Here is a 20,516-nt window from a genome sequence, read left to right as displayed (position 1 = left end):
CGAGGGTGGTCACTTCGCAGGAACCACACCGTGGCATCGACGTCACCCGTAGAGTGGTAGTCGATAACCGATTACTTTCCTCAAGCGTGAGCCGTCGTGGTTATGCTGTCAATAGTCAGCGAAGGAGAATCGTGATCAGTGACGAGTCAGCCGCTCTGGGCCTGAGGCGCTCGGCGCCAGGACCGACGTCGACGGCCGTGCCGCCGTCGGTACCGACCCGACCCGATTCGGCTCCGTCGCTGCGGGAGCATGCGCTCCTCGTCATCCGCCATGCGATCACGACCGGTGACCTTGATGAGGGCACCATCTACTCGGCGGCGGGACTGGCGAAGCAGCTGGGAATCTCGCTGAGCCCCGTCAGGGAGGCCATGATGTCTCTGGTCACTGAGGGCACTGTCGAAGCGGTGCCGAACCGCGGCTTCCGTCTGGTGCCGGTGACGAGAGAGGATCTGGAGGAGATCATCCGGATCAGAGCCCTGCTTGCCGGTCCCGCGGTTGAGGCTCTGTGTGCCAGAGTCACGGATGATCCGGCCTCAAGCGAGGCTGCGCTCGGTGATCTGCGCAGGAATGCCGAGGACGCACTGGCCGCAGCCGCGAATGATGACACGATCGGCTTCATGACTGCCGACCGTCTGTTCCATGAACATCTTCTCGAATACGGGCTCGGCAGGAGAGCTGCGGAGATCAGCCTGCGCCTGCGGGACCAGTCGCGTGTCTTCGCGGCGCATTCAATCGCGGCCGTCGTGGACAGTGAGTCGGCGCAGCAGATCGTCGACCTCGTCGGACTCATCGAGGCTGGCCACTCTGACGAGGCGCGTGCCCTCGTCGTCGACAACCTCTTCTACTTCAAACGCGCTGCCGATCACTAGTTGCACAGGGCATCCTGCTGCAGGCAGACGATGAGGCGGCCGCTCCTAGATCGGGAGCGGCCGCCTCATTGCTGGTCACGACCGGGACTGTGCCTGTTCCGCAACGGGAATCGGGATCAGACCTGGCTCACGACCGGGATCGGCATGGTGTCCGGATCGAGGTCGGGATTGTCGTCCTGGGTGCGCACGAGCTCGACGGCTTCCTCTCGCGAACCGACGGTCGGGAACGAGCCGAGGAGAGGTCTGTGGGCAGACTCCTTCATGAACAGCACCGCCACGAAGGCGATGATCGAGAAGAACATGATGTAGAACGCCGGCATGTACGAGTTGCCGGTGAGGTCGATGAGCGCCTGGCTGAACAGCGGAGTGGTGCCGCCGAACAGTGAGACGCCGAGGTTGAACGTCAGGCCCATGGCTCCATAGCGTGACGCGGTCGGGAACAGCGCTGGAAGTGTCGATGCGAGGCAGGCGATGTAGAAGCCAGCCGGCACAGCAACCATGAACAGGGCAAGGACGACTGCCCACATCTCGCCGATCTGCATGATTGCGAAGGCGGAGACCATGAGGACGATCGTCGCTCCCGCCGCCACCAGGAAGACGAACTTGCGGCCCAGTTCGTCGGAGAGTCGACCGATCAGCGGTAGGCAGAGGGACATACTTGTCGTCCTTGACCTTGACGTCGAGTCCCTCGGCCACGGAAGCGTCGAAACTGGGGGTTTCTGGGATCTTCAAACGGAACCAGATGGCGACCGCGCCGAGCGGGATGGCAATGAGGAAGGGAATCCTCCAGCCGCCGTCGACCATCGCGGTCTCGCCTGCGACGCTTGTTGAGATCACGGTGGTGATGGCGACGGTGCCCGCACCGGCCGCGAAGCCGATGTAGGAGCCGACGTCGAGCCAGGAGGCCCAGAATCCACGGGACTTGCCTGGGGCGAACTCGGAGACGTAAGTGGTCGCACCAGCGTATTCGCCGCCGGTGGAGAAACCCTGGATCATTTTGAGCAGATAGAGGGGGATGATGACCCAGAGACCGATCTGAGCAGCGGTGAAGGTCGCGCGTCAGACCTTGAGAACCCAGAAGGCGCTCAGCTTCGGGTCGACGCCGCCACGGACATGGCCCGAGGGGCTCGCCGCCACGGCCTGCAGGAACTCGACAGTCTCCGCGGTGATCTCCTCACCAGGGAGGACATTCGGGATTCCGGGTGGGTACGCGGCCAGGGAACTGACGCTGGTGCGGCCGATAGCCTCGGCGGCGGGAACGAGCTCGGAGTCCGCGAAATACGCATCGCGCGGCAGGGCAACCAGCTTCCCGGCGCTCGGCAGCGACGGAATCCCGGCCGAAGCCGTCACCGTCTCGGCGGATCCGGAACCGCCGAGGCCGGCATCCTCGTTCTCGAGGCGCATCTGATCAAGCGCTTCGAACAGCCCGCTGAGGTCCGGGGACTTGCCCAGGCCGATGAGGGCGACGATCGTGGTGGCCGTTGCCATCTCAGCGAAGATGTCGAAATCCTCGGTCAGGCGCTTACGCACGGTGTGACCGTCAAGCCCCGTCGAGGTGATGTCGATGGGCAGACGGAAAGGATCGATGTCGACGACATCGGCATGGTTCATGAAGTCCCCGGAGAGCAGGTGGTAATGCTCGGAGCCTTCGATCTGGGCGCGAATCTGGCGGACGTTCTCCAAAGAGTCACCGATCGCGTCCTGAGAGTTCACCAGATCCCGGCGGGCGATGTCGATCGATGCCAGGAGGTGGGCGTTCTCGCTCGTCGACGCCGTCATCATGAAGGCGCGGGCCAGTGCGGGTTCGAGACGGTTCGCGAATTCGGTGTCGCCGAGGTGGAGCAGAGCTGACTGGGTGAATGACCCGGCGAGTTTGTGTGTGCTCATGATGACGATGTCGGCGCCCAGCGTGACCGGGGATTCCGGCAGATCGGGGTGGAAACCGAAGTGGGCGCCCCATGCGGCATCGATGATGAGGGCTGCACCGGCTTCGTGGGCGACATCAGCCAGTGCCCTGACATCGGCGACGGCACCGAAGTAGCTGGGGGTCACAAGGTAGACGGCAGTGACCTTCTCCGGGTGGGAGGCGATGGCATGACGCAAGGAGTCCGGGGTGACCCCGTGGGCGATGCCGTTGACCTCGTCGACGTTGGGGTAGACGAAGCCCGGGTGGAGGCCGGCCAGCACGATGCCGTCGATGAAGCTCGAATGGGCGCTGCGCTGGGTGACGACACCAGTGCCCAGGGTGCCGATCGCCAGTGCTGCCATGCGGTTGCCCTGCGAGGAGCCGTTGGTGAGGAACCAGGTGCGCCGCGCGCCCCAGGCCTCGGCGGCCAACTGCAGAGCTTCGTCCTTCGGGGTATCGACGCCGAGGTCGATGCCGTCGAAGAGCGGGGGGATGTCCAGGGAGAGGATGTGCTCGCCGAAGTATTCGGCCTGACCCGCAGAGATTCCCGTGGTGGTGCCGCCGTGTCCGGGTGTGGACAGGAACAGCGAGTCACGTTCTGCCGCCGCCTGCAGTGCATCGGCATAGGGCGCGTGAGTTGTCACGGTCCCCGGGAAGGCCGAAAGATCTGAGACGGAGGTCATGGAGGAGTCCTGGTGCACGGTCATAGATTCAGATTAAGGAATGAACCCTTGCCGAGAGAACACCAAGTTTCCTAAACTGATGAATACACACTATTGAGCTGATGGTTGGAGGACAGTGGAAGTTCTGGATACTCGTGGACTCTCGGCATTGCGTGCGATTGCCGAATTCGGTTCGGTCGCAGCCGCGGCGAGCGCACTGGGGTGGAGCCAACCCACGATCAACCATCACCTGCGCAACTTGGAGAGGACCCTGGGGTCGACCCTGGTCGAGAAGAGCCCTCGGGGCTCGCAGCCAACTGTCGTAGGCAGCCTCGTCGTCTCTCGAGCGATCGAGATCCTGGGCCTCTGTGAGCGCCTCGGCGCCGAGGTGGCTCTGTGGCGCGAGGCCCAGGCTGTCCCGGTCAGGATCGGGGCCGTTCCGACGGTCGGTGCCCGGGTGATCCCCAAGTTGCACAATCAGCTGCAGAGGCGACCGCGCTGGCAGGCTCACGACGAGATGGCCGCCGCGAACCCCGCGCCCGCGGAGATGACCACGGCGGCTCTCGACGTGACCATGGATGAGCATGCGAAGCTCGTGGCCAGGCTGGAAGCCGGGGATCTTGACTTGGCGCTGCTCGTCTCGACCGATATCGACAAGACGTGGATTCCTTCGACTCTGACCGCGAAGCACCTGTACTCGGAACAGCTCTTCCTCTGCGTGCCGAAGTTCGTTGGCCCGGTCACCCTCGATGAGAAGGGCATGCCCGATCTGACGGCACTCGTGTCCCAGACCTGGGCATTCAGCATTGACCCCGGTGACGCCATCGATGAGGTGGTCAGGTCGTTCTGTGTGGCAGCCGGCTTCGAACCACGAGTGGGGATGAGGATGGATGACTATGCGGCGATCATCCGCATGATCGCCGCGGGGCTGGCGGTCGCGGTGATCCCGGATTCTTCGCTGCCGGAGGACCCGACGGTTGAGGTCATTCCGATGCCGATGGACGCCTGCCGTCGCGATGTTCTCCTCGTGTCCCGCTCGCGCACAGCCGAGTCGAGGGCCAAGGTCTCTCGTCACGACCCGATCATCGCCGCCCACCATGCCGCCATCGCCGAGGTGGTCTCCGACGTCCGGACCGTCACCGCGCAGTGGCGGTGACGATCGGTCGGTGGTTGAAACTGTTCAGTTCCGGTGCCAGGCGCCGTAGTCGAAGTCCGCGGCCTTCTCGGTCACCTCGGCGCTCCGTCATGGGGCTATTATCCCAGCTGGGCAGATTCACCCCGCTGCTGGGGACATCTCCTTGACGGTCGGCAGTTCGCAGGTGCTGCTGGCCTTCTGTTCGTATCCGGAGAGGAACTCGCCGAGGCGGGTGATCGATTCGTCCAAGACCTCGACCGAGGGCAGGGTGACGAGCCGGAAGTGGTCCGGGCGTGACCAGTTGAAGGCTGAGCCGTGGGAGACGAGGATCTTCTGTTCGCGCAGCAGATCGAGAGCGAATTGCTCATCGTCGGTGATCCCGAACTTCTCGACGTCGAGCTTCGCAAACATGTAGAGGGCTCCGTCAGCACGGTGTGCGGAGACACCGTCGATGGAGTTCAGGCCCTGATGCGCGAGATCCATCTGTGCACCCAATCGCCCCTGCGGGAGAACGAGGTCTTCGATCGACTGCTTCCCGCCCAGGGCCGCTTGGATTGCATGTTGGGCCGGGACATTCGCACACATGCGCATATTGGCCAGGAGTTTGATGCCCTCGAGGTAGCTCTTCGCCTCGGCCAGCGGTCCGGTGATGGCCAGCCAGCCGGCGCGATATCCGGCGATTCGGTAGGCCTTCGACAGTCCGGAATAGGTCAGGCACAGCACATCGTCGCCGGTGAGTGTGGCCATGTTGACCATTTCAACGCCGTCATAGGTGATCTTCTCGTAGATCTCGTCGGCGAAGATGATGAGGCCGTGGCGACGGGCGATGTCGACGATCTTCGTCAGAGTCTCACGCGAATAGACGGCCCCAGTGGGATTGTTCGGGTTGATGACGACGATGCCGCGGGTGTTCTCGGTGATCTTCGACTCGAGATCGTCGAGGTCGGGCTGCCAGGCGGTGGCTTCGTCGCAGACGTAGTGTTTCGGCGTGCCGCCGGCCAGGGCTACCGAGGCCGTCCACAGTGGGTAGTCCGGGCTGGGAACGAGGATCTCGTCGCCGGGATTGCACAGTGCCTGCAGGGACAAGGTGATGAGTTCGCTGACTCCGTTGCCCAGGAATACCTCGGAGGTGTCCAGATTGTGGATGCCACAAGTCTCGTAATACTGGACCACAGCCCGCCGACCGGACAGGATTCCACGGGAATCCGAATAGCCCTGCGCGATGGGTAGCTGCTTGACCATGTCGTGCACGATCGCCTCGGGCGCTTCGAATCCGAAGGGAGCGGGGTTGCCGATGTTGAGCTTGAGGATGGTGTGGCCCTTGGCCTCCATCGCCTCGGCCTCTTCGAGGACGGGTCCCCGAATGTCATAGAGGACGTTGGCCAGTTTCGACGACTGCCTGTACATGTGAACCTTTCACTCCGACGTTTGCTCTACCCACGTTATGACCCTCGCCGAGGTGGTTCTGACCAAACAGAGGCCCGTTTCGTGAACCTTTGGCCGGGTGTGCGGACTGTTCGCCAGACCTTTGGCGTCTGAGATGACTGCGACTTTGCTCGGGAACCTCTTGACGAGCGGTGCGATAAGGCGTCTCATTCCATATATGACGGGTAATGCGATCGAGACTCAGGGTCTGAAGATCCGTCGCGGGAAGAACACCGTGATCGATGGACTGGAACTGACGGTCCCGCGTGGTGCGGTCGTCGGGCTCCTCGGCCCCAGCGGCAGCGGCAAGACGACTCTCATGCGGGCAATCGTCGGCGTGCAGATCGTGGCGGGTGGAAGAGTCACCGTGCTCGGCGAAGCTGCCGGAACCGCTCCGTTGCGTCGACGAGTGGGGTACATGACACAGTCGGTCAGCATCTACGATGATCTCACTGTCCGGCAGAACCTGCGCTAATTCGCACGGGTGCAGGGTGCGCCGAGCTCCGATGTCGATCGCGTCATCGAGCGCACCGATCTGGGCGGACAGACTGGGCAGCTGGCCCGAACTCTCTCGGGCGGACAGGCGAACCGTGTGTCACTGGCTGCCGCAATGCTCGGCTCACCCGAAGTTCTCGTCCTCGACGAGCCCACCGTCGGTCTCGACCCGGTGCTGAGAGCCGAGCTGTGGGGCATCTTCCGGCAGCTGGCCGATGATGGCACTACCCTGCTGGTCTCGAGCCACGTCATGGACGAGGCCACGCGGTGCGACCGCCTGCTGCTCATGCGTGAAGGTGCGGTGATCGCCGACATCACGCCGGACGAGCTTCTCACAACCACAGGTGCGACCTCCGCTGAGGACGCCTTCCTGCGCCTCATCGAGTCTGACATCGCCCGGACGGCTTCGACGAGGACGACGAACGGGCCGAAGAAGCCGCGTTCGGCTAAGCAGACGAAGGCCGGTGCGAACAGGATCCTGGCTTCGGCTTCGCCGAGCTCGCGAGGTCGAGGCGATTCGAAAGACACGAGATGACTCCCACACGCACACTGGCAACGGCAGCACGGGTGCTGCTGCAGATCCGCAACGATCCGCGGACCATCGCACTGCTGCTCGTCGTACCCAGCCTCCTCATCGGACTCGTCGCCTGGATCTTCGACGAAACGCCGGTATTCGACAGGATCGGTCCGGCAATGCTCGCACTGTTCCCCTTCATCGTGATGTTCCTCGTCGCGAGCATCTCGACCTTGCGCGAACGTCGCAGCGGCACACTCGAACGGCTGCTCTCGATGCCGTTGGGACGCGGAGACTTCATTCTCGGATACACCCTGGCCTTCGGCATCCTCGCCGTGGCCCAGACAGCCGTTGCCGTCACCTATGCCACGCTGGTCTGCGGTCTCGAGATCGATGGATCCGTGTGGCTCCTCTTCGTCGTCGCCATCGCCGATGCCCTGCTCGGTACCTCGCTCGGGCTTCTCGCCAGTGCCTTCGCGCGCACCGAGTTCCAGGTCGTGCAGTTCATGCCGGTCGTCGTATTCCCCCAGATTCTGCTCGGCGGCATCTTCCTTCCCCGCGACCAGCTGCCGAACGTGCTCGAGACGATCGGTGACTGGATGCCGTTGTCGCACGCCATAGATGCACTGACTGCGGTCGCGACGGGCGATGAGGACACGGGCTACATCTGGCCGCGGGTGTTCTTCATCGGCTGCTGGATCGTCGGTGCGATCGTCGTCGGCTCGCTGACCCTGCGGCGTCGGACTGGCTGAGACTGGGTGGGGTGAGAATGGACTGCTGATTTCGCGGCGATCTAAACTGGCACACTGGCCCAAGTGGTGAGAGCCTGATCACATGAGTGAGGCGAGCAGGGCACCTGGTCTGATTCTGTTGGCGGCCGGTAACGGCACGCGCATGGGCGGACCGAAGGCTCTGTTGCGCTACGCGGACGGCACCTCGTTGCTCACCCGACAGGTCGAGCGCATGACAGCGGCAGCCGAATCACGCGGTCTCAGCGCGAGCATCATCGTCGTGCTCGGCCCCGCCCTCGCGGAAGCCTCCCGACTGGTACCCGCGGGGGTGAGGATCGTTGAGAATCCGAACCACACCGATGGGCTGAGCACCTCCTTGAACGCCGGACTGCGGGCCGTGCCGCACACAACCTCGGGAGCCGTCGTCTCTCTGCTCGACCTGCCCGATATTCCGGCCGAGGCCTATGGGCGTCTGGTCGATGCGATAAACCCCGATGCCCTCGCCCGTGCCCACTGGCATTCGAGGCCGGGTCACCCAGTCGCAATCGGACGCGAGTACTTCGCTGAGGCGATCGACTCCGCATCCGGGGACGAGGGCCTGCGCGTCATGCTGCGACGCCATGAGGTCAGCGACATCGAATGCGCAGATCTGCTGCCACCCGAACTCGACGGGCACTTCGACGTCGACACCCCCGAAGCGGCGGCCCGCCGCGGACTGCACCTGAACGGAATCCACTCTTGAACGGAATCGGATTGTGAACGTAACTACACCGACGCGCAGAATCGCTATCGTCTCCGGCACCGGCAAAACCGGCCGCGCGATCGCCGCAGCTGTGAGAGCCACCGGCGATGAACCCGTCCTCCTAGGGCGGGCTGAACTGGCCGACCCCATCGTTGCACTGCAAGGCTCCCATGCCGCCTACCTCATGGCTCCCAACCTGCACAGCGACGAACTCGGCTTCATTGAGATGCTTCTCGACGCCTGCCGCACCACCGGTGTTGAACGGATCGTCTATCACTCGGTTGCTGCACCGCACGCTCCCTCGATGCCGCACCACCTCGCGAAGGCTGAGTCCGAGGACAGGGTGCGCAGGAGCAAGCTGCCATTCACGATCGTCCAGCCCTGCGCTTATGTCGACAATCTCCTGCCTGGACTGCGGGGGAGCGACCCGGTGATCAGCGTCGCTTATGACCCGGATGCCCCATTCGGGTTCATTGGCCTGGCCGATGTCGGCGAGGCGGCTGCTCGCTTGCTGACCACGGAGGACCACCTCGGCGCGAGTCTTGAACTCGGCGGACCGCAGCTCGTGAGCATCCGTGATGTGGCCCGGGCCGCGGAGCGGGCCCTCGGCGCCGAGGTGGCGCTGAAGGTGACCACCCCGGACGTCTGGGCGGCAGCGCAGGAAGGGAAAGGAGCTGACGCCGGCCTCGACGCCCGCGAACGCGAGTGGCTCACCGCGATGTTCGACTACTACGACCGCTATGGACTGCCCTGCGGTTCGGTTGGGATCCCGGCGATCCTCGGTCGGGCGGCGCGCAGCGTCGAGGAGGTGCTCGCCGATGAGCTCTCCGGTATCCACGCGGGCAACTTCGACGAGGATTTCCCAGGTAGTCGCGGCTAGCAATACTTCGTGTTGTTAACTTTCGCCAACAAACTCCGCTGTGTTTGTCAGCTCTTGCTGGTTCAGCGAGCGTGGTCACCGGGCAAGATGGTGACAAATCCCACGCGACCTGGAAGGACAAAGATGTCGCCCCACGCTCCACGGATCCGCATTGGCATCGATACCGGCGGAACATTTACGGACATCGTCGCATTCGACGAATCCACCGGCACACTGACGACGACGAAAACGCCTTCGACGCCGTCCAACCCTGCCGACGGCTTCATCAACGGCATCGACAAGGTCCTCGACATGCTCGGGGACTCAGTCTCTGCAGAGCACATCAGCGCCGTCAGCCATGGCACGACCGTCGCGACGAACCAGCTGCTCGAGGGCAAACTCGATCGCCTCGGCTTCATCACCACCGAGGGATACGAATTCGTCCTCGAGATTGCCCGTCAGGCCGTGCCCGACGGTTACGGAAACTCCTATTTCTGGGTCAAACCTGAGCGCATCGTCCCAGCCGATCTCGTCAAGACCGTGTCGGGCCGCCTCGACTTCGAAGGCGGCGAAGTTCGCCCCTTCGACGAAACGCAGGCGCGCGAGGTTGCCCAGTGGTTCAAAGACCAGGACGTCATGACCCTCGGCGTGAACCTTCTTCACTCCTATGCCAATCCCGCTCATGAGCAGAAGATGCGCGAGATCCTCACCGAGATCCACCCTGAGGCGACGGTGTCTCTGAGCTCGGAGGTGCTGCGGGAATATCGTGAATACGAACGGTCGATGACCACGCTCGTCGACGCCGCCGTCAAGCCGAAGGTCTCGAACTATGTGCGCAACATCCACGAGCGCCTGGATACCTATACCGGAGTCGCAGAGGGCTCCGCGCTGCCGTTCTACATCATGAAGTCCAACGGCGGAGTCCTCTCCGCTGAAGAGGTTGTCCACCAACCGATCACCACCGTGCTCTCCGGCCCCGCCGCCGGTGCCTTGGGAGCCGGACTCATCGCGCAGGAAGCCGGATTCGACAAGGTCCTCACCTGTGATGGTGGAGGCACCTCGACGGATGTCACCGTGGTCATCGACGGCGAACCGGCACTGACCACCGAAGGTACCGTCGGGGTGTATCCCTCGAAGATCCCGATGATCGACGTTGTCACCGTCGGTGCCGGCGGCGGCTCAATCGCGTGGACGACCCCTGAAGGTCAGCTCAAGGTGGGACCCCAGTCCGCGGGCGCAGACCCGGGGCCCATTTGCTACGGCAATGGCGGCACCGAACCGACGATCACCGACGCTCACGTGTTTCTGGGACGAATCCCTCCCCACCTCCTCGGCGGGGAGATACCACTCGACGTCGATGCGGCGAAGTCCGGCATCGACGAGATCGCGAAGCGCCTCGGACTCTCTGCAGAAAAGGCGGCGACCGGGATCCTTGAGATCTCCGCTTGGAACCAGGCAAACGCCCTGCGCCAGATCTCCGTCCAGCGCGGACTCGACGTCCGAGATTTCATGCTCACGACCTTTGGCGGGTCGGGCTCGCTGCTCGCCTGCACCCTCGTCGACGTCCTCGACCTCGCTGGTGTTGTCGTGCCTGACAACCCTGGCAACGTCTCTGCCTTCGGCCTCCTCACTGTCGATGTGAAGAATGACTATGTCCAGACGAATGTCAGCCGTGACGATCGCCTCGACATCGCCGAGGTTGCCGACCTCTTCGCAGGATTGACCGATCGCGCCGCAACAGCACTGGACGGCGAAGGCTTCCCTGCGTCCGCCCACCAGTTCGACCGCTCGGTGGACCTGCGCTACTTCGGCCAGGCCTTCGAAGTCCGCGTTCCCGCTCCCTCGGGTCCGATCACGAGAGACTGGGCCGACGAAGTGACGAGGGCGTTCCACGCCGAGCATCGTCAGCTCTACGGCTACGACTTCGCCGATAAGGACGACCAGTTCGTCGAATGGGTCAACCTCCGCGTGTCTGGAATCGGACCGATCACCCGTCCGGAGACCCGTCATATCGAATCCGCAGCGGGCGCGCCTCCCCTCGACGAGAGAGCCAAAACCAGCAACCGCCCCGTGTGCTTCGATGCCGCCGACGGCTTCGTCGACACCCCGGTCTTCTGGAGAGAGAGCCTGCTCAACGGTGACGAGATCGCCGGTCCGGCGATCATTGAGGAGTTCGGCTCCACCGCGCCGCTCCATCCCGGGTTCACCGCTCGCATCGACGGTGCCGCAAACATCATCATCACCCGCACCACTGGTCAGGAGGACAGCAAATGACCACCACAGCTGAAACGAGTGCAGGAGCACCAGTCGTCGATTCGGGATCGATGCTTCGCACCCAACCCCTGATCGGTCAGGAACTCAAGGACTACATCGCCGCCTCGCCGATCAACCCAGCGGGCCTCCCCACTGCTTATGAGCACGGCAACCGCCTTACCGTGGCCGGATCGAGCGTGGATCCGATCATCGTGGAAATAGTCGAAGGCACCCTCGCCAGTGTGGAGATGGAGGTTGAGACCGCGATCTCGAGAACCTCTCGTTCGCCGATGATTCGCGACGCCCACGACTTCCGTGCGGGAATCCACGATCGTCAGCTGCGCAAGCTCACTGGACGTTCGTACTCCGCGCTGGTCCACCCCATCGTCCGCGACTTCCCCATTGAGGAGATGCGCGAAGGTGATGTCTTCTTCCACAACGACGTCTACGAATCCGAAGGAGGAATCGGCCACCTTCCGGACATGTGTGTGACCGTGCCCGTTTTCGCCGAAGGCCGAGTCGTGTGCTTCGTGCAGGCATTCGGCCACCACGACGACATCGGCGGTGCCTGCCCGGGATCGATGCCCTCCGGTGCGACGAGTGTATTCGAAGAGGGGCTCATGATCCCTCCGATCAAACTCTGGTCCGAAGGCAAGCCGAACAAGTCAGCGCTGCGGATCATGTCCCGCAACTCGCGGATGCCCGACTCTCTCTCAGCCGACCTCGACGCCGAATGCTCGGCGTGCCTCATGGGCGCGCGTCGGCTGTCTGAACTCTTCACCCGCTACGGAGTCGAAACCGTCGAGACCGCTTTCGACACGATCCTGCAGAACTCCACCGAGATCTATCGGCGCGAGATCCTGTCGAAAATTCCCGAGGGCCAGTACGTCTGGGAGGACTACGCGGAGCACGACGGAGTCTCCGACCCAATGCTTCACACTCAGCGCATCACGCTGACGAAGACGGAGACCGGGGGGCCCGACGACGGCCCGAGGCTCATCATCGACTTCACGGGAACCGCCGCGCAAGCTGCTGGCCCGATCAACCACTGCGGTGACTATGTAGGCGGAAACTTCCTCAAGAAGTGGTTGGCCCCCATCCTGCGCAACCTTGCCGACACTCCGGGTCGGATGGCTGAGCTCGACGTCAACGAGGGTATCGTTCCGCTCATCGAGATGCGATTCCCGGAGAAGGGCACGCTGCTCACCCCCGAATTCCCTGGTCCGACGAATGCTCGAACCTTCGTCATCCTGCGCCTCCTCGGTGTCCTCGCCGGTGTGGTCGCGAAGTCGGTGGACGGACGCATGCCCGCCGATCAGGAGACGATCCGCTACACAGGCGTCTACGGGAAGGACCGCGACGGCAAGGACTACCTCATGCGTGAGGTCCTCGGCGGAGGCTCCGGCGGCCGTTACTACTCCGATGGCGAAGACACGATCCACGTTGTCCCGGATTCCCGCAATCTGCCGACCGAGTTCACAGAATCCCGCTTCCCGTTCAGGGTTGAGCGCCTCGGCCTGGCCGTCGACTCGGGTGGCGCGGGACGGTTCCGCGGCGGCCTCGGTTACGAGAAGCACATTCGAATGCTCAAGGACGGGCACTTCATGTCGATCGCCGACCGCTCCATCCTCGCCTGCTGGGGTGTCAAGGGCGGAAAGGCCGGAAAATCTTTCCAGGTGACCATCGAACCCGGCGGTGCGAACGAACGCGAGATCGATGCGCTCGCCGACGCGGTGGATATCCGTGCCGGAGAGGTGGTGCGCATCCGCACCACCGGCGGCGGAGGTTGGGGAGACCCCCTCGAACGCCCAACCGACGAAGTTCTGCGCGATGTGAGTTGGGGGAAGGTGAGCATCGACGGCGCCCGTGAGTCCTACGGAGTCGTCGTCACCGCCGATCGGAATGCCAGCGTCGGCGCTCCCGCAGCTGGTGTGGTCGGTGCACAGATTGACGCAGCGGCGACGGAAGCGATGCGGACGCAGATGCGTGCGCAGCGCGATGCGAACGAGCCCTTCTTCGACCGCGGACCCGGTTATGCACAGCTTTCCTTTGACGGATCTTCGGCTGCGGAAGTCGACTGGTTGTGAGAGTCCTCGTCGTCGCCTCCGTTGCCCTCGGCGGCGACGGGGGCGACCGGCACCGCGGTGAACAATCTTCGTCCGGGAAGGTGGGTACCGTGGTGACCTCGATCGATCAGTAGACTCAACTCGGGAGGAGGCGATGGCGCCATGACGATATTCGAGAATCCCCGTTCTCTGGCACAAGCGCTGGCGCGGGTGGGATACATCGTCACGCCCGAACTGGCGACTACCTGCGTGCTCGCCCACCGTCTCGGCAAACCGCTGCTGAGCGAGGGCGCCCCAGGTGTGGGAAAGACGAGCCTTGCCCGGGCACTTGCCCGCGCCTCAGGCGGGCCTCTTATCCGCCTGCAGTGCCACGACGGCCTCGAGGCCAGCCAGGCCCTCTATGACTGGGACTTCGCGAAGCAGATTCTTCACGTGAGAACCATCGAGGCGGCCTCGGCTTCAGCAGGTGAGCGCATTGACTCGCTCCGCCTCGACGACGAACTCCACGACCGGACGTTCCTCCTCGCCCGCCCGATCCTGCGCGCCATCGAGGACTCCCAGGACCTGGGTCCTACGGATCCGAGACCCGTGCTGCTCATCGATGAGGTCGACCGTGCAGGTGATGAATTCGACGCCCTGCTGCTCGAAGCCCTCGCCGACTGGTCGGTCACTGTACCCGAACTCGGCACGATCTCGACCGAGACTCCGCCCCTGGTCATCCTCACCTCGAACCGCACCCGCGATCTCCACGATGCGCTGCGCCGGCGCTGCCTCTACCAATGGTTCGACCAGCCCGACGCCGAGGCAGAGTCGCGAATCCTGGCCCTGCACGTCCCGGACGCGGAGGAGTCCATACGAGAAGCCGTCGTGGATGCCGCCAATCGTCTGCGCGGGGCAGATCTGCTCAAACCTCCCGGCACGGCCGAAGCCATCGATTGGTTGCGCGCTCTGTGCGTCCTCGGCCTCGACGAGTTCGATGAACCATCGATCGCGGCCACCCTTTCCGCCGTCCTCAAGGACGCAGACGATCTTGCACCCGCCCGGTCGATCCTGAATGTGGCTGGTTCAGACCTGAACATAACTGGGGACGGTGGGCAGTGGCGAGCCTGACGGAGATGCTCGTCCGCTTGGGCGCCCGATTGCGGGCTGCGGGCCTGCCCGCAGATCCCGAAGCAGTGCGTTCGCTCATCAGGGCCGCGGCCGAGCTCGACCCCCTCGATCCGGTGCAGATACGAGCCGCTTCCCAGGCACTCACCTGTACCCAGCACGGTCATCTGCGAATCCATGATGCTATCTTCGACTCGACCTTCGGACTCTCCCAGACCCGCAGATCAGAGGATCCCGGCATCGAGGTTGTCATCCCGCGCCCCGAAGTCAGTACCGAGAGCGCCGGAGGAGCCGAGGCGTCCGAGATCACCGAGGCCAGCCGCTCCGAACACCTGCTCCACCTCGACCTGGGGCTCGAGGGCAGTGCTGAGGCGACGGCTCTCATCGACGGTCTCGTCTTCCGGCCTCCCCGGGGTGCCGCGTATAGAAGTCGGACCGGGCACACAGGCGTGGTCGACACCCGTCGAGTCCTGCGCCAGCTCATCCGCTCCGAGGAGATCTCGTCAATCCCACGGAGACGGAACCTCTACCGTCGGCGCCCTGTCACGCTTGTCGCCGACGTGTCCGCGTCGATGACTCCGTGGCGAGAGTCCGTGTTGCGTTTCCTCGGCCGCGGCGCCGAGACGTTGGGAGCCCGCTGCTTCACCGCCGGTACCCGGTTGACCAGAGTCGATGGTGCGATCACCACCTCGGGAACACGACCCGGAAGAGGCGGGGCGACCGGCGGGCTGGGAGAGGTCCTCGACGCAGGAGGCGGGACCCGCCTCGGCGACTCTTTGGTGGAGCTGCTCACCGGGCGTACAAAGGACCTGGTCCGCGGCAGCGTTCTCGTTGTCATCAGCGACGGTTGGGAGCACGGGGATTGTGCGGAGCTGGAGCGCGCGTGTGCGCGCCTGGCCAGACTCAGCCACCGTTTCCTGTGGGTGAATCCGCGCGCCGGTCGGCCGGGGTTTCAGCCGCGCACGCGGGGACTGTCAGTTGCCGCCGGACATACCGAGACGGTGCTTCCGGCGACGACCGTCGCCCAGTGGCAAACGGTAGCAAGGACGATCGCCTTACGAACCACGGCTCATGGCACGGCCACCACTTCCACGCGTGCAGCCGCGGTGTCCACCGTCGTATCCGGACAGGAGGTCCGGGCATGAACGAAGCCGAATCGATCTTGGGCTGGATCTCGGCTGAACAGGACTTCGCTCTCGCAGTGGTCACCAAGACTTGGTCATCGGCACCGCGGCCGGCAGGCGCGATGATGGCTGTCTCCGCCGACGGCGAGGTCATCGGCAGTCTCTCGGGTGGATGCGTCGAATCAGCCGTGCACGAACTCGCCCTCGATGTACTCACAACCGGTCGTGCGGCTTCAGCGCACTACGGGACGAGCGATGCGGAGGCCTTCGCAGTCGGTCTCGCCTGCGGGGGTCAGATCGATGTCCTCGTCACCCCCATCAGCGAAGCGGCCGGTGCCTCCGAGCTGCGGACCTATCTTGAAGCGGTGGCAGCTTCGCAGGCTGCGGCGCTCGCCCTCGAACTGCCTGGCCGGACCGAGGAGGACGGCAGCGGCCTGAGAGGGCCCAGCCGCAGCCTGGCCCTTGATGGGGAAGGGACCACGCACGGGGACTTCGGACATGCACGGCTCACTGTGCACATCGCCACGGATGCCCAGGCGATGATCGCCACCGGGGCCACCGGGATCCTCGAGTTCGATGACACCGGTCGTCGTCTCGGCGCGGGCACCCGCATCTTCGTTACGACATCGACGCCCCCGCCGCGACTGCTCATCTTCGGCGCGATCGACTATGCCGCGGCCCTGGCGGAGCTCGGGCGCTTCCTCGGCTATCGGGTGACCGTCTGTGACGCGAGGAAGGTCTTCACCACCGCCGAGCGCTTCCCGGCCGCTCATGAGGTCGTGATCAGCTGGCCACATCGCTATTTCGCCGCCGAGGTGGAGGCCGGTCGGGTGGAGGCCTCGACCGTGGTCGCGGTGCTCACCCACGATCTCAAGTTCGACGTTCCCGTCCTTCTCGAAGCTGTCCGCTCGGCGGTCGGGTTTGTGGGGGCCTTGGGCAGTCGACGCACCCACGCTCAGCGCACCGATGCCCTGCGTGAAGCCGGGGCGAGTGATGAGGAGATTGCCCGGATCCACGGTCCGATCGGCCTCGATCTCGGTGCCAGGTCGCCAGAGGCGACCGCGATCTCGATTCTCGCCGAGGTACTGGCCGATGGATCCAAGGCCACCGGGGCCTCGCTGAGCGCCACTACCGGGCAGATCCACCGTTGAAGGCCTTGGTAGGCAGAGCCACGGACCGAGACCTCATTACGGCAGAGTATCGTGCCCTGTTATCGTCAATGCATGTCAAATGATGCCAAGGATTCCGGCTCTGGCCAGCAGGAATTGACAATCTCTGGTGCTCAGGCCCACGGCTTCTCCTCCGAATCCCTCACAGTCGCCGATGTCCTCAGACTGCCCAGCATGCGCGGGGCGAGACTTCTCGCCGGTACCGAGGGTCTCGACCGAGCCGTGGAGATGTCGAACGTCATGGAGGTTCCGGACATCCTGCCCTGGGTCAAGCCCGGGGAACTGCTGCTCACCACCGCCTATCCGATCCGCGAACGTCCCGAAAGCCTCGCGGGTCTGCTGGAGACCCTCGACCAGCACGGGCTGGCGGCAATCGGCATCAAAACGGGACGCTACCTCGAACAGATCCCCGAGTCGGCCTTGGCGGCAGCGGACTCCCTGGGACTCCCGCTCATCCACCTCGGCGAGGATGTGGGATTCGACGAGATCATGCAGGAGGTGCTCACCGGCAATCTCGACAGACGGGCCAAGGTCATCGCCCGGACAGAGGCCTCGATGCGTGAGCTCGTTGACGTCGTGGTCGGCGGTGGCGATCTGGCGGACGTGTGCCGGACGCTGGTGCAGTGGACGGGGGTGGCCGCCGTAGTGACGACACTCGACGGCCGCGTGAGATGCCTGCGCACGGCCGATGAGGGAACCTCCCCAGCGGATGTCCTCGGCCTCAAATGCTTCGACCGATCAGGACGGTTCCGCGTCGAGGACGAACCTGCCGGACGCAGTCGGCATTCCGAGGCTGTCGAGGAACTCAGCTGGGGAAACGTCGTCATCGAAGGCGGCAGGAGACCCGCACCCGAGACCCTGCCTCCCACCCAGAGCCTCGGCCGAATCGTCGCCTTCGGCACTCAGGCTATGCGAGCAGGCGACTTTCGTCTGCTCGAACAGGCTGCGGCTGCCGCCGCGCTCGTCATCACGCGCGAGCAGGCGATCACCGCAGTCGAAAGCAAGTACCGCACGGACTTCGTCCTCGAGGTGCTGCGTGGCCACATCGCCTCGACTGACCGGGTGCTGTCCCATGCGCATTCGCTGGGGTGGGACCTCGACCGGCCGATCAGTGTTGCCGTCGCCGAGGTCGACTCTGATGCCGATTCCACTGATGCGCGGAACAAACGCACGATGCAGACGCTGTTCGCCGACGCCTGGACAAAGGCCGTCTCTCAATTCGATCCGAGTGCGGCCGTCGTCGGCTCGGGCGATCAAGTTATCGTGCTCCTGGCTGCGGAACCTCGGGAGAAGATCATTCGCAGGTTGGAAGAGTTCGTCTCCTCGGTGCGCGGGTACGGAGGAGGCGGCAGACGCGAGTTCTCCGTCGGGATCTCCCGCCCCGCCGAAGGGGTCTCACGACTGGCACCTGCCTATCAGGAAGCCATGCGGGCTCTCGAGGTCGGCCGCCGGCTCGCCCGAGGGCAGGGACTGCGGCACTACGACTCGCTGGGTGTCTATCGTCTTCTGCTCCAGGTAGGGGAGCAGACGGAGCTGCGTAATTTCGCCGAAGAGGTCCTCGGTCCGCTGGCCACCGATGCCAAGGATGAGTATGCGGGTCTGCGCGAGACTCTGCAGAAGCTGCTCGACCACAATCTCAACGTTGCGGAGACGGCGCGTGCCCTGTTCTTCCACTACAACACCCTGCGATACCGGATTGGGAAGCTCGAGCAGATGGTCGGACCGTTCACCCAGGACCCCGACCTACGGCTCTCGCTGGCGCTCGCCCTGCAGATCGTCAAGCTACCCTGATTGATTAGCTAAAACTGCCGAAGGCTCATGCGGTTCTTTGGCAGAAAGTGACGTGATGCAGGACTCGTGCGCCCAATAGAGTCGGTGTCTGAGTCGGAGTGATCCGCAGCTGTGCAGACATCGATTCGGGTGGCCGTTCCACTCCGAATGTTGGATCGGAGCCGACCATTCTCAACGACGAGGAGAGTCACATGTCGATGTTTTCCTGGACGCTGCACGGAGACGGCAAGACCATAGAACCAGGGGGCGCCGTCGCCCCGAGCGAGCGTCTCAGCTGGGGCAGGACCGTCGGGTTCGGCGTCCAGCACGTCGTCGCGATGTTCGGTGCGACCTTCGTCTTCCCGATCATTATGGGCCTCAACCCACAGCTTGCCGTGATGATGTCAGGCGTGGGCACCATCATCTTCCTGCTCATCGTCAAGGGTAAGGTGCCCAGTTATGTCGGCACCTCTGCTGCTTTCGTCGGAGGCGTTACAGCCGTCACCGCACAAGGCGGCTCCCCCGCCGAGGTGACCGGGGCCATCATGGTTTCGGGCGTGATTCTCGCGCTCGTCGGCACATTCATCCACTACATCGGCTCCGCGGCGCTGCTGAAGGTGCTTCCCCCTGTGGTCACGGGCGGTGTCGTCATGCTCATCGGCTTCAACCTTGCCCCGGTCGTGGCGAGCACCTACTGGCCGCAGGACCAGTGGATCGCCATCATCGTCATGGTCTTCATTGTGTTCGTCTCCGTGTGGGTGCGTGGCTTTCTCGGGCGGATCGCTGTCTTCTTGGGCCTCGTGCTCGGCTACGTGTTGTCCTGGGTCTTCGACCGGGTCTTCGGAGAGATCACCTCCTTCAGCGCGACTGCCGGTGAGGTGACGACGCACTTCCGAGTCGACTTCTCCGGTGTTGAGGCAGCCCCGTGGATCGGATTCCCACCGCTGACAGACACCGCGGCAGGAGTCGTCGGGGTCCACCTTCCCGTCTTCAATGCTGCGGCCATCATCGTGATGCTTCCGGGCATCATCGCCCTTGTCGCTGAGAACGTCGGCCACGTCAAGGCAGTGGAGGAGATGACGGGTGAACGACTCGACAAGTACATGGGCCGGGCCGTCATCGGAGACGGTGTCGCCACCGTCGTCGCCACTTCGGTCGGCGGGTCTCCGACCACGACCTACGCAGAGAACATCGGTGTGATGGCAGCGACGAGAGTGTACTCGACGGCCGCTTACTGGGTCGCCGCACTGGTGGCGATCGTCTTCGGACTCTCACCGAAGTTCGGGGCGCTCATCTCGGCGGTCCCCGGGGGCGTCCTTGGCGGCATCACCGTCGTCCTCTACGGCATGATCGGAATGCTGGGCGCGAAGATCTGGATCGAGAATCGCGTGGACTTCGCCAACCCGCTCAACATTGTGCCGGTCTCCGCGGGGCTCATCATTGCCATCGGCGATGTGAGCCTCGTCTTCAGCAAAGACTTCGTGCTCTCAGGAATCGCCTTGGGAACGATATCGATGCTGGTCATGTACCATGTTGCCCGTTGGTTGGCGCCTGCTGACATGCGAGTCGAATCCGATGCTGGAGCCGGCGGAGCAAATCTGACTGTCGGCCAAGAAGGGCACCAAGGACGGGTTGCCGACACTGTGGAACGTGACCGTGGACGTCGCGATCCGGAATCGAGCGAATGAG

At 63.9% G+C, this 20,516-nt stretch carries 15 protein-coding genes and 2 pseudogenes; 13 read left to right on the top strand and 4 right to left on the bottom strand.

Translation table 11 applies throughout. The features are described 5' to 3' along the window. The first annotated feature begins 131 nt into the window (after window positions 1-131). On the top strand, window positions 132-869 hold the full coding sequence (locus AAFP32_RS16135) for a GntR family transcriptional regulator (protein ID WP_350269995.1): 738 nt from the start codon (window positions 132-134) through the stop codon (window positions 867-869). A gap of 116 nt (window positions 870-985) precedes the next feature. Here AAFP32_RS16135 and AAFP32_RS16130 read toward each other — a convergent pair whose 3' ends face one another. The 3 genes and pseudogenes from AAFP32_RS16130 to AAFP32_RS16120 all read right to left on the bottom strand — a co-directional run bounded on the left by AAFP32_RS16130 (window position 986) and on the right by AAFP32_RS16120 (window position 3,458). Continuing rightward, window positions 986-1,525, bottom strand: coding sequence for an MFS transporter (locus tag AAFP32_RS16130; RefSeq protein ID WP_350269994.1), 540 nt, complete (start codon window positions 1,523-1,525; stop codon window positions 986-988). Between the two features lie 100 nt (window positions 1,526-1,625). Then, a pseudogene (locus tag AAFP32_RS16125) lies at window positions 1,626-1,865 on the bottom strand (MFS transporter); the annotation flags it as partial. A 63-nt stretch (window positions 1,866-1,928) separates the two neighbouring features. Continuing rightward, entirely contained in the window at window positions 1,929-3,458 is a 1,530-nt protein-coding gene (locus AAFP32_RS16120; protein ID WP_350269993.1) for an aminotransferase class I/II-fold pyridoxal phosphate-dependent enzyme, read from the bottom strand. A 115-nt stretch (window positions 3,459-3,573) separates the two neighbouring features. Between AAFP32_RS16120 and AAFP32_RS16115 the strand changes: the two genes are divergently transcribed. After that, entirely contained in the window at window positions 3,574-4,593 is a 1,020-nt protein-coding gene (locus AAFP32_RS16115; protein ID WP_350269992.1) for a LysR family transcriptional regulator, read from the top strand. Between the two features lie 117 nt (window positions 4,594-4,710). Here AAFP32_RS16115 and AAFP32_RS16110 read toward each other — a convergent pair whose 3' ends face one another. Further along, complete coding sequence (locus AAFP32_RS16110) at window positions 4,711-5,979, bottom strand: pyridoxal phosphate-dependent aminotransferase (RefSeq protein WP_350269991.1); 1,269 nt, start codon at window positions 5,977-5,979, stop codon at window positions 4,711-4,713. Window positions 5,980-6,175: 196 nt separating this feature from the next. Between AAFP32_RS16110 and AAFP32_RS16105 the strand changes: the two are divergent. The 11 genes and pseudogenes from AAFP32_RS16105 to AAFP32_RS16055 all read left to right on the top strand — a co-directional run bounded on the left by AAFP32_RS16105 (window position 6,176) and on the right by AAFP32_RS16055 (window position 20,515). Continuing rightward, window positions 6,176-7,027 (top strand): annotated as a pseudogene (locus AAFP32_RS16105) (ABC transporter ATP-binding protein). Beyond that, window positions 7,024-7,758: an ABC transporter permease gene (locus tag AAFP32_RS16100; RefSeq protein WP_350269989.1), complete on the top strand. Its 735-nt coding sequence runs from the start codon at window positions 7,024-7,026 to the stop codon at window positions 7,756-7,758. The pseudogene AAFP32_RS16105 and the gene AAFP32_RS16100 overlap by 4 nt, the downstream one beginning before the upstream one ends. An 82-nt stretch (window positions 7,759-7,840) precedes the next feature. Then, window positions 7,841-8,479: a nucleotidyltransferase family protein gene (locus AAFP32_RS16095; RefSeq protein ID WP_350269988.1), complete on the top strand. Its 639-nt coding sequence runs from the start codon at window positions 7,841-7,843 to the stop codon at window positions 8,477-8,479. Window positions 8,480-8,492: 13 nt separating this feature from the next. Continuing rightward, complete coding sequence (locus AAFP32_RS16090) at window positions 8,493-9,359, top strand: SDR family oxidoreductase (RefSeq protein WP_350269987.1); 867 nt, start codon at window positions 8,493-8,495, stop codon at window positions 9,357-9,359. Window positions 9,360-9,482: 123 nt separating this feature from the next. Continuing rightward, the gene (locus AAFP32_RS16085; RefSeq protein ID WP_350269986.1) at window positions 9,483-11,612 is read left to right on the top strand and encodes a hydantoinase/oxoprolinase family protein; all 2,130 of its coding nucleotides are present in this window, start codon (window positions 9,483-9,485) and stop codon (window positions 11,610-11,612) included. After that, a complete protein-coding gene (locus AAFP32_RS16080; protein WP_350269985.1) occupies window positions 11,609-13,678 on the top strand; it encodes a hydantoinase B/oxoprolinase family protein in 2,070 nt (689 codons plus the stop codon). Before AAFP32_RS16085 ends, AAFP32_RS16080 begins: the two co-directional genes overlap by 4 nt. Window positions 13,679-13,819: 141 nt before the next feature. Next, window positions 13,820-14,767 carry a MoxR family ATPase gene (locus AAFP32_RS16075; RefSeq protein ID WP_350269984.1) on the top strand — a complete coding sequence of 316 codons (948 nt, stop codon included), beginning with the start codon at window positions 13,820-13,822 and terminating at the stop codon, window positions 14,765-14,767. Beyond that, on the top strand, window positions 14,755-15,909 hold the full coding sequence (locus tag AAFP32_RS16070; RefSeq protein WP_350269983.1) for a VWA domain-containing protein: 1,155 nt from the start codon (window positions 14,755-14,757) through the stop codon (window positions 15,907-15,909). Before AAFP32_RS16075 ends, AAFP32_RS16070 begins: the two co-directional genes overlap by 13 nt. After that, window positions 15,906-17,039 carry an XdhC/CoxI family protein gene (locus AAFP32_RS16065; protein ID WP_350269982.1) on the top strand — a complete coding sequence of 378 codons (1,134 nt, stop codon included), beginning with the start codon at window positions 15,906-15,908 and terminating at the stop codon, window positions 17,037-17,039. Before AAFP32_RS16070 ends, AAFP32_RS16065 begins: the two co-directional genes overlap by 4 nt. A 72-nt stretch (window positions 17,040-17,111) precedes the next feature. After that, a complete protein-coding gene (locus AAFP32_RS16060; RefSeq protein WP_350269981.1) occupies window positions 17,112-18,848 on the top strand; it encodes a PucR family transcriptional regulator in 1,737 nt (578 codons plus the stop codon). A gap of 191 nt (window positions 18,849-19,039) precedes the next feature. Next, the gene (locus tag AAFP32_RS16055) at window positions 19,040-20,515 is read left to right on the top strand and encodes a uracil-xanthine permease family protein (protein ID WP_350269980.1); all 1,476 of its coding nucleotides are present in this window, start codon (window positions 19,040-19,042) and stop codon (window positions 20,513-20,515) included. The last annotated feature ends 1 nt before the right edge of the window (window position 20,516 follow it).

The organism is Brevibacterium sp. CBA3109 (assembly GCF_040256645.1).
GTDB lineage: Bacteria > Actinomycetota > Actinomycetes > Actinomycetales > Brevibacteriaceae > Brevibacterium > Brevibacterium koreense.
Note: the sequence above shows the minus strand (reverse complement) of the source record. Positions and strands in the feature narration are given on the sequence as shown.

Bases quoted from the DNA above. Each gene is read 5' to 3' on its own strand.
- AAFP32_RS16130 (WP_350269994.1), bottom strand. From the start codon at position 1,525: ATGTCCCTCTGCCTACCGCTGATCGGTCGACTCTCCGACGAACTGGGC.
- AAFP32_RS16120 (WP_350269993.1), bottom strand. From the start codon at position 3,458: ATGACCTCCGTCTCAGATCTTTCGGCCTTCCCGGGGACCGTGACAACT.
- AAFP32_RS16110 (WP_350269991.1), bottom strand. From the start codon at position 5,979: ATGTACAGGCAGTCGTCGAAACTGGCCAACGTCCTCTATGACATTCGG.
- AAFP32_RS16100 (WP_350269989.1), top strand. From the start codon at position 7,024: ATGACTCCCACACGCACACTGGCAACGGCAGCACGGGTGCTGCTGCAG.
- AAFP32_RS16095 (WP_350269988.1), top strand. From the start codon at position 7,841: ATGAGTGAGGCGAGCAGGGCACCTGGTCTGATTCTGTTGGCGGCCGGT.
- AAFP32_RS16085 (WP_350269986.1), top strand. From the start codon at position 9,483: ATGTCGCCCCACGCTCCACGGATCCGCATTGGCATCGATACCGGCGGA.
- AAFP32_RS16080 (WP_350269985.1), top strand. From the start codon at position 11,609: ATGACCACCACAGCTGAAACGAGTGCAGGAGCACCAGTCGTCGATTCG.
- AAFP32_RS16075 (WP_350269984.1), top strand. From the start codon at position 13,820: ATGACGATATTCGAGAATCCCCGTTCTCTGGCACAAGCGCTGGCGCGG.
- AAFP32_RS16065 (WP_350269982.1), top strand. From the start codon at position 15,906: ATGAACGAAGCCGAATCGATCTTGGGCTGGATCTCGGCTGAACAGGAC.
- AAFP32_RS16060 (WP_350269981.1), top strand. From the start codon at position 17,112: ATGTCAAATGATGCCAAGGATTCCGGCTCTGGCCAGCAGGAATTGACA.
- AAFP32_RS16055 (WP_350269980.1), top strand. From the start codon at position 19,040: ATGTCGATGTTTTCCTGGACGCTGCACGGAGACGGCAAGACCATAGAA.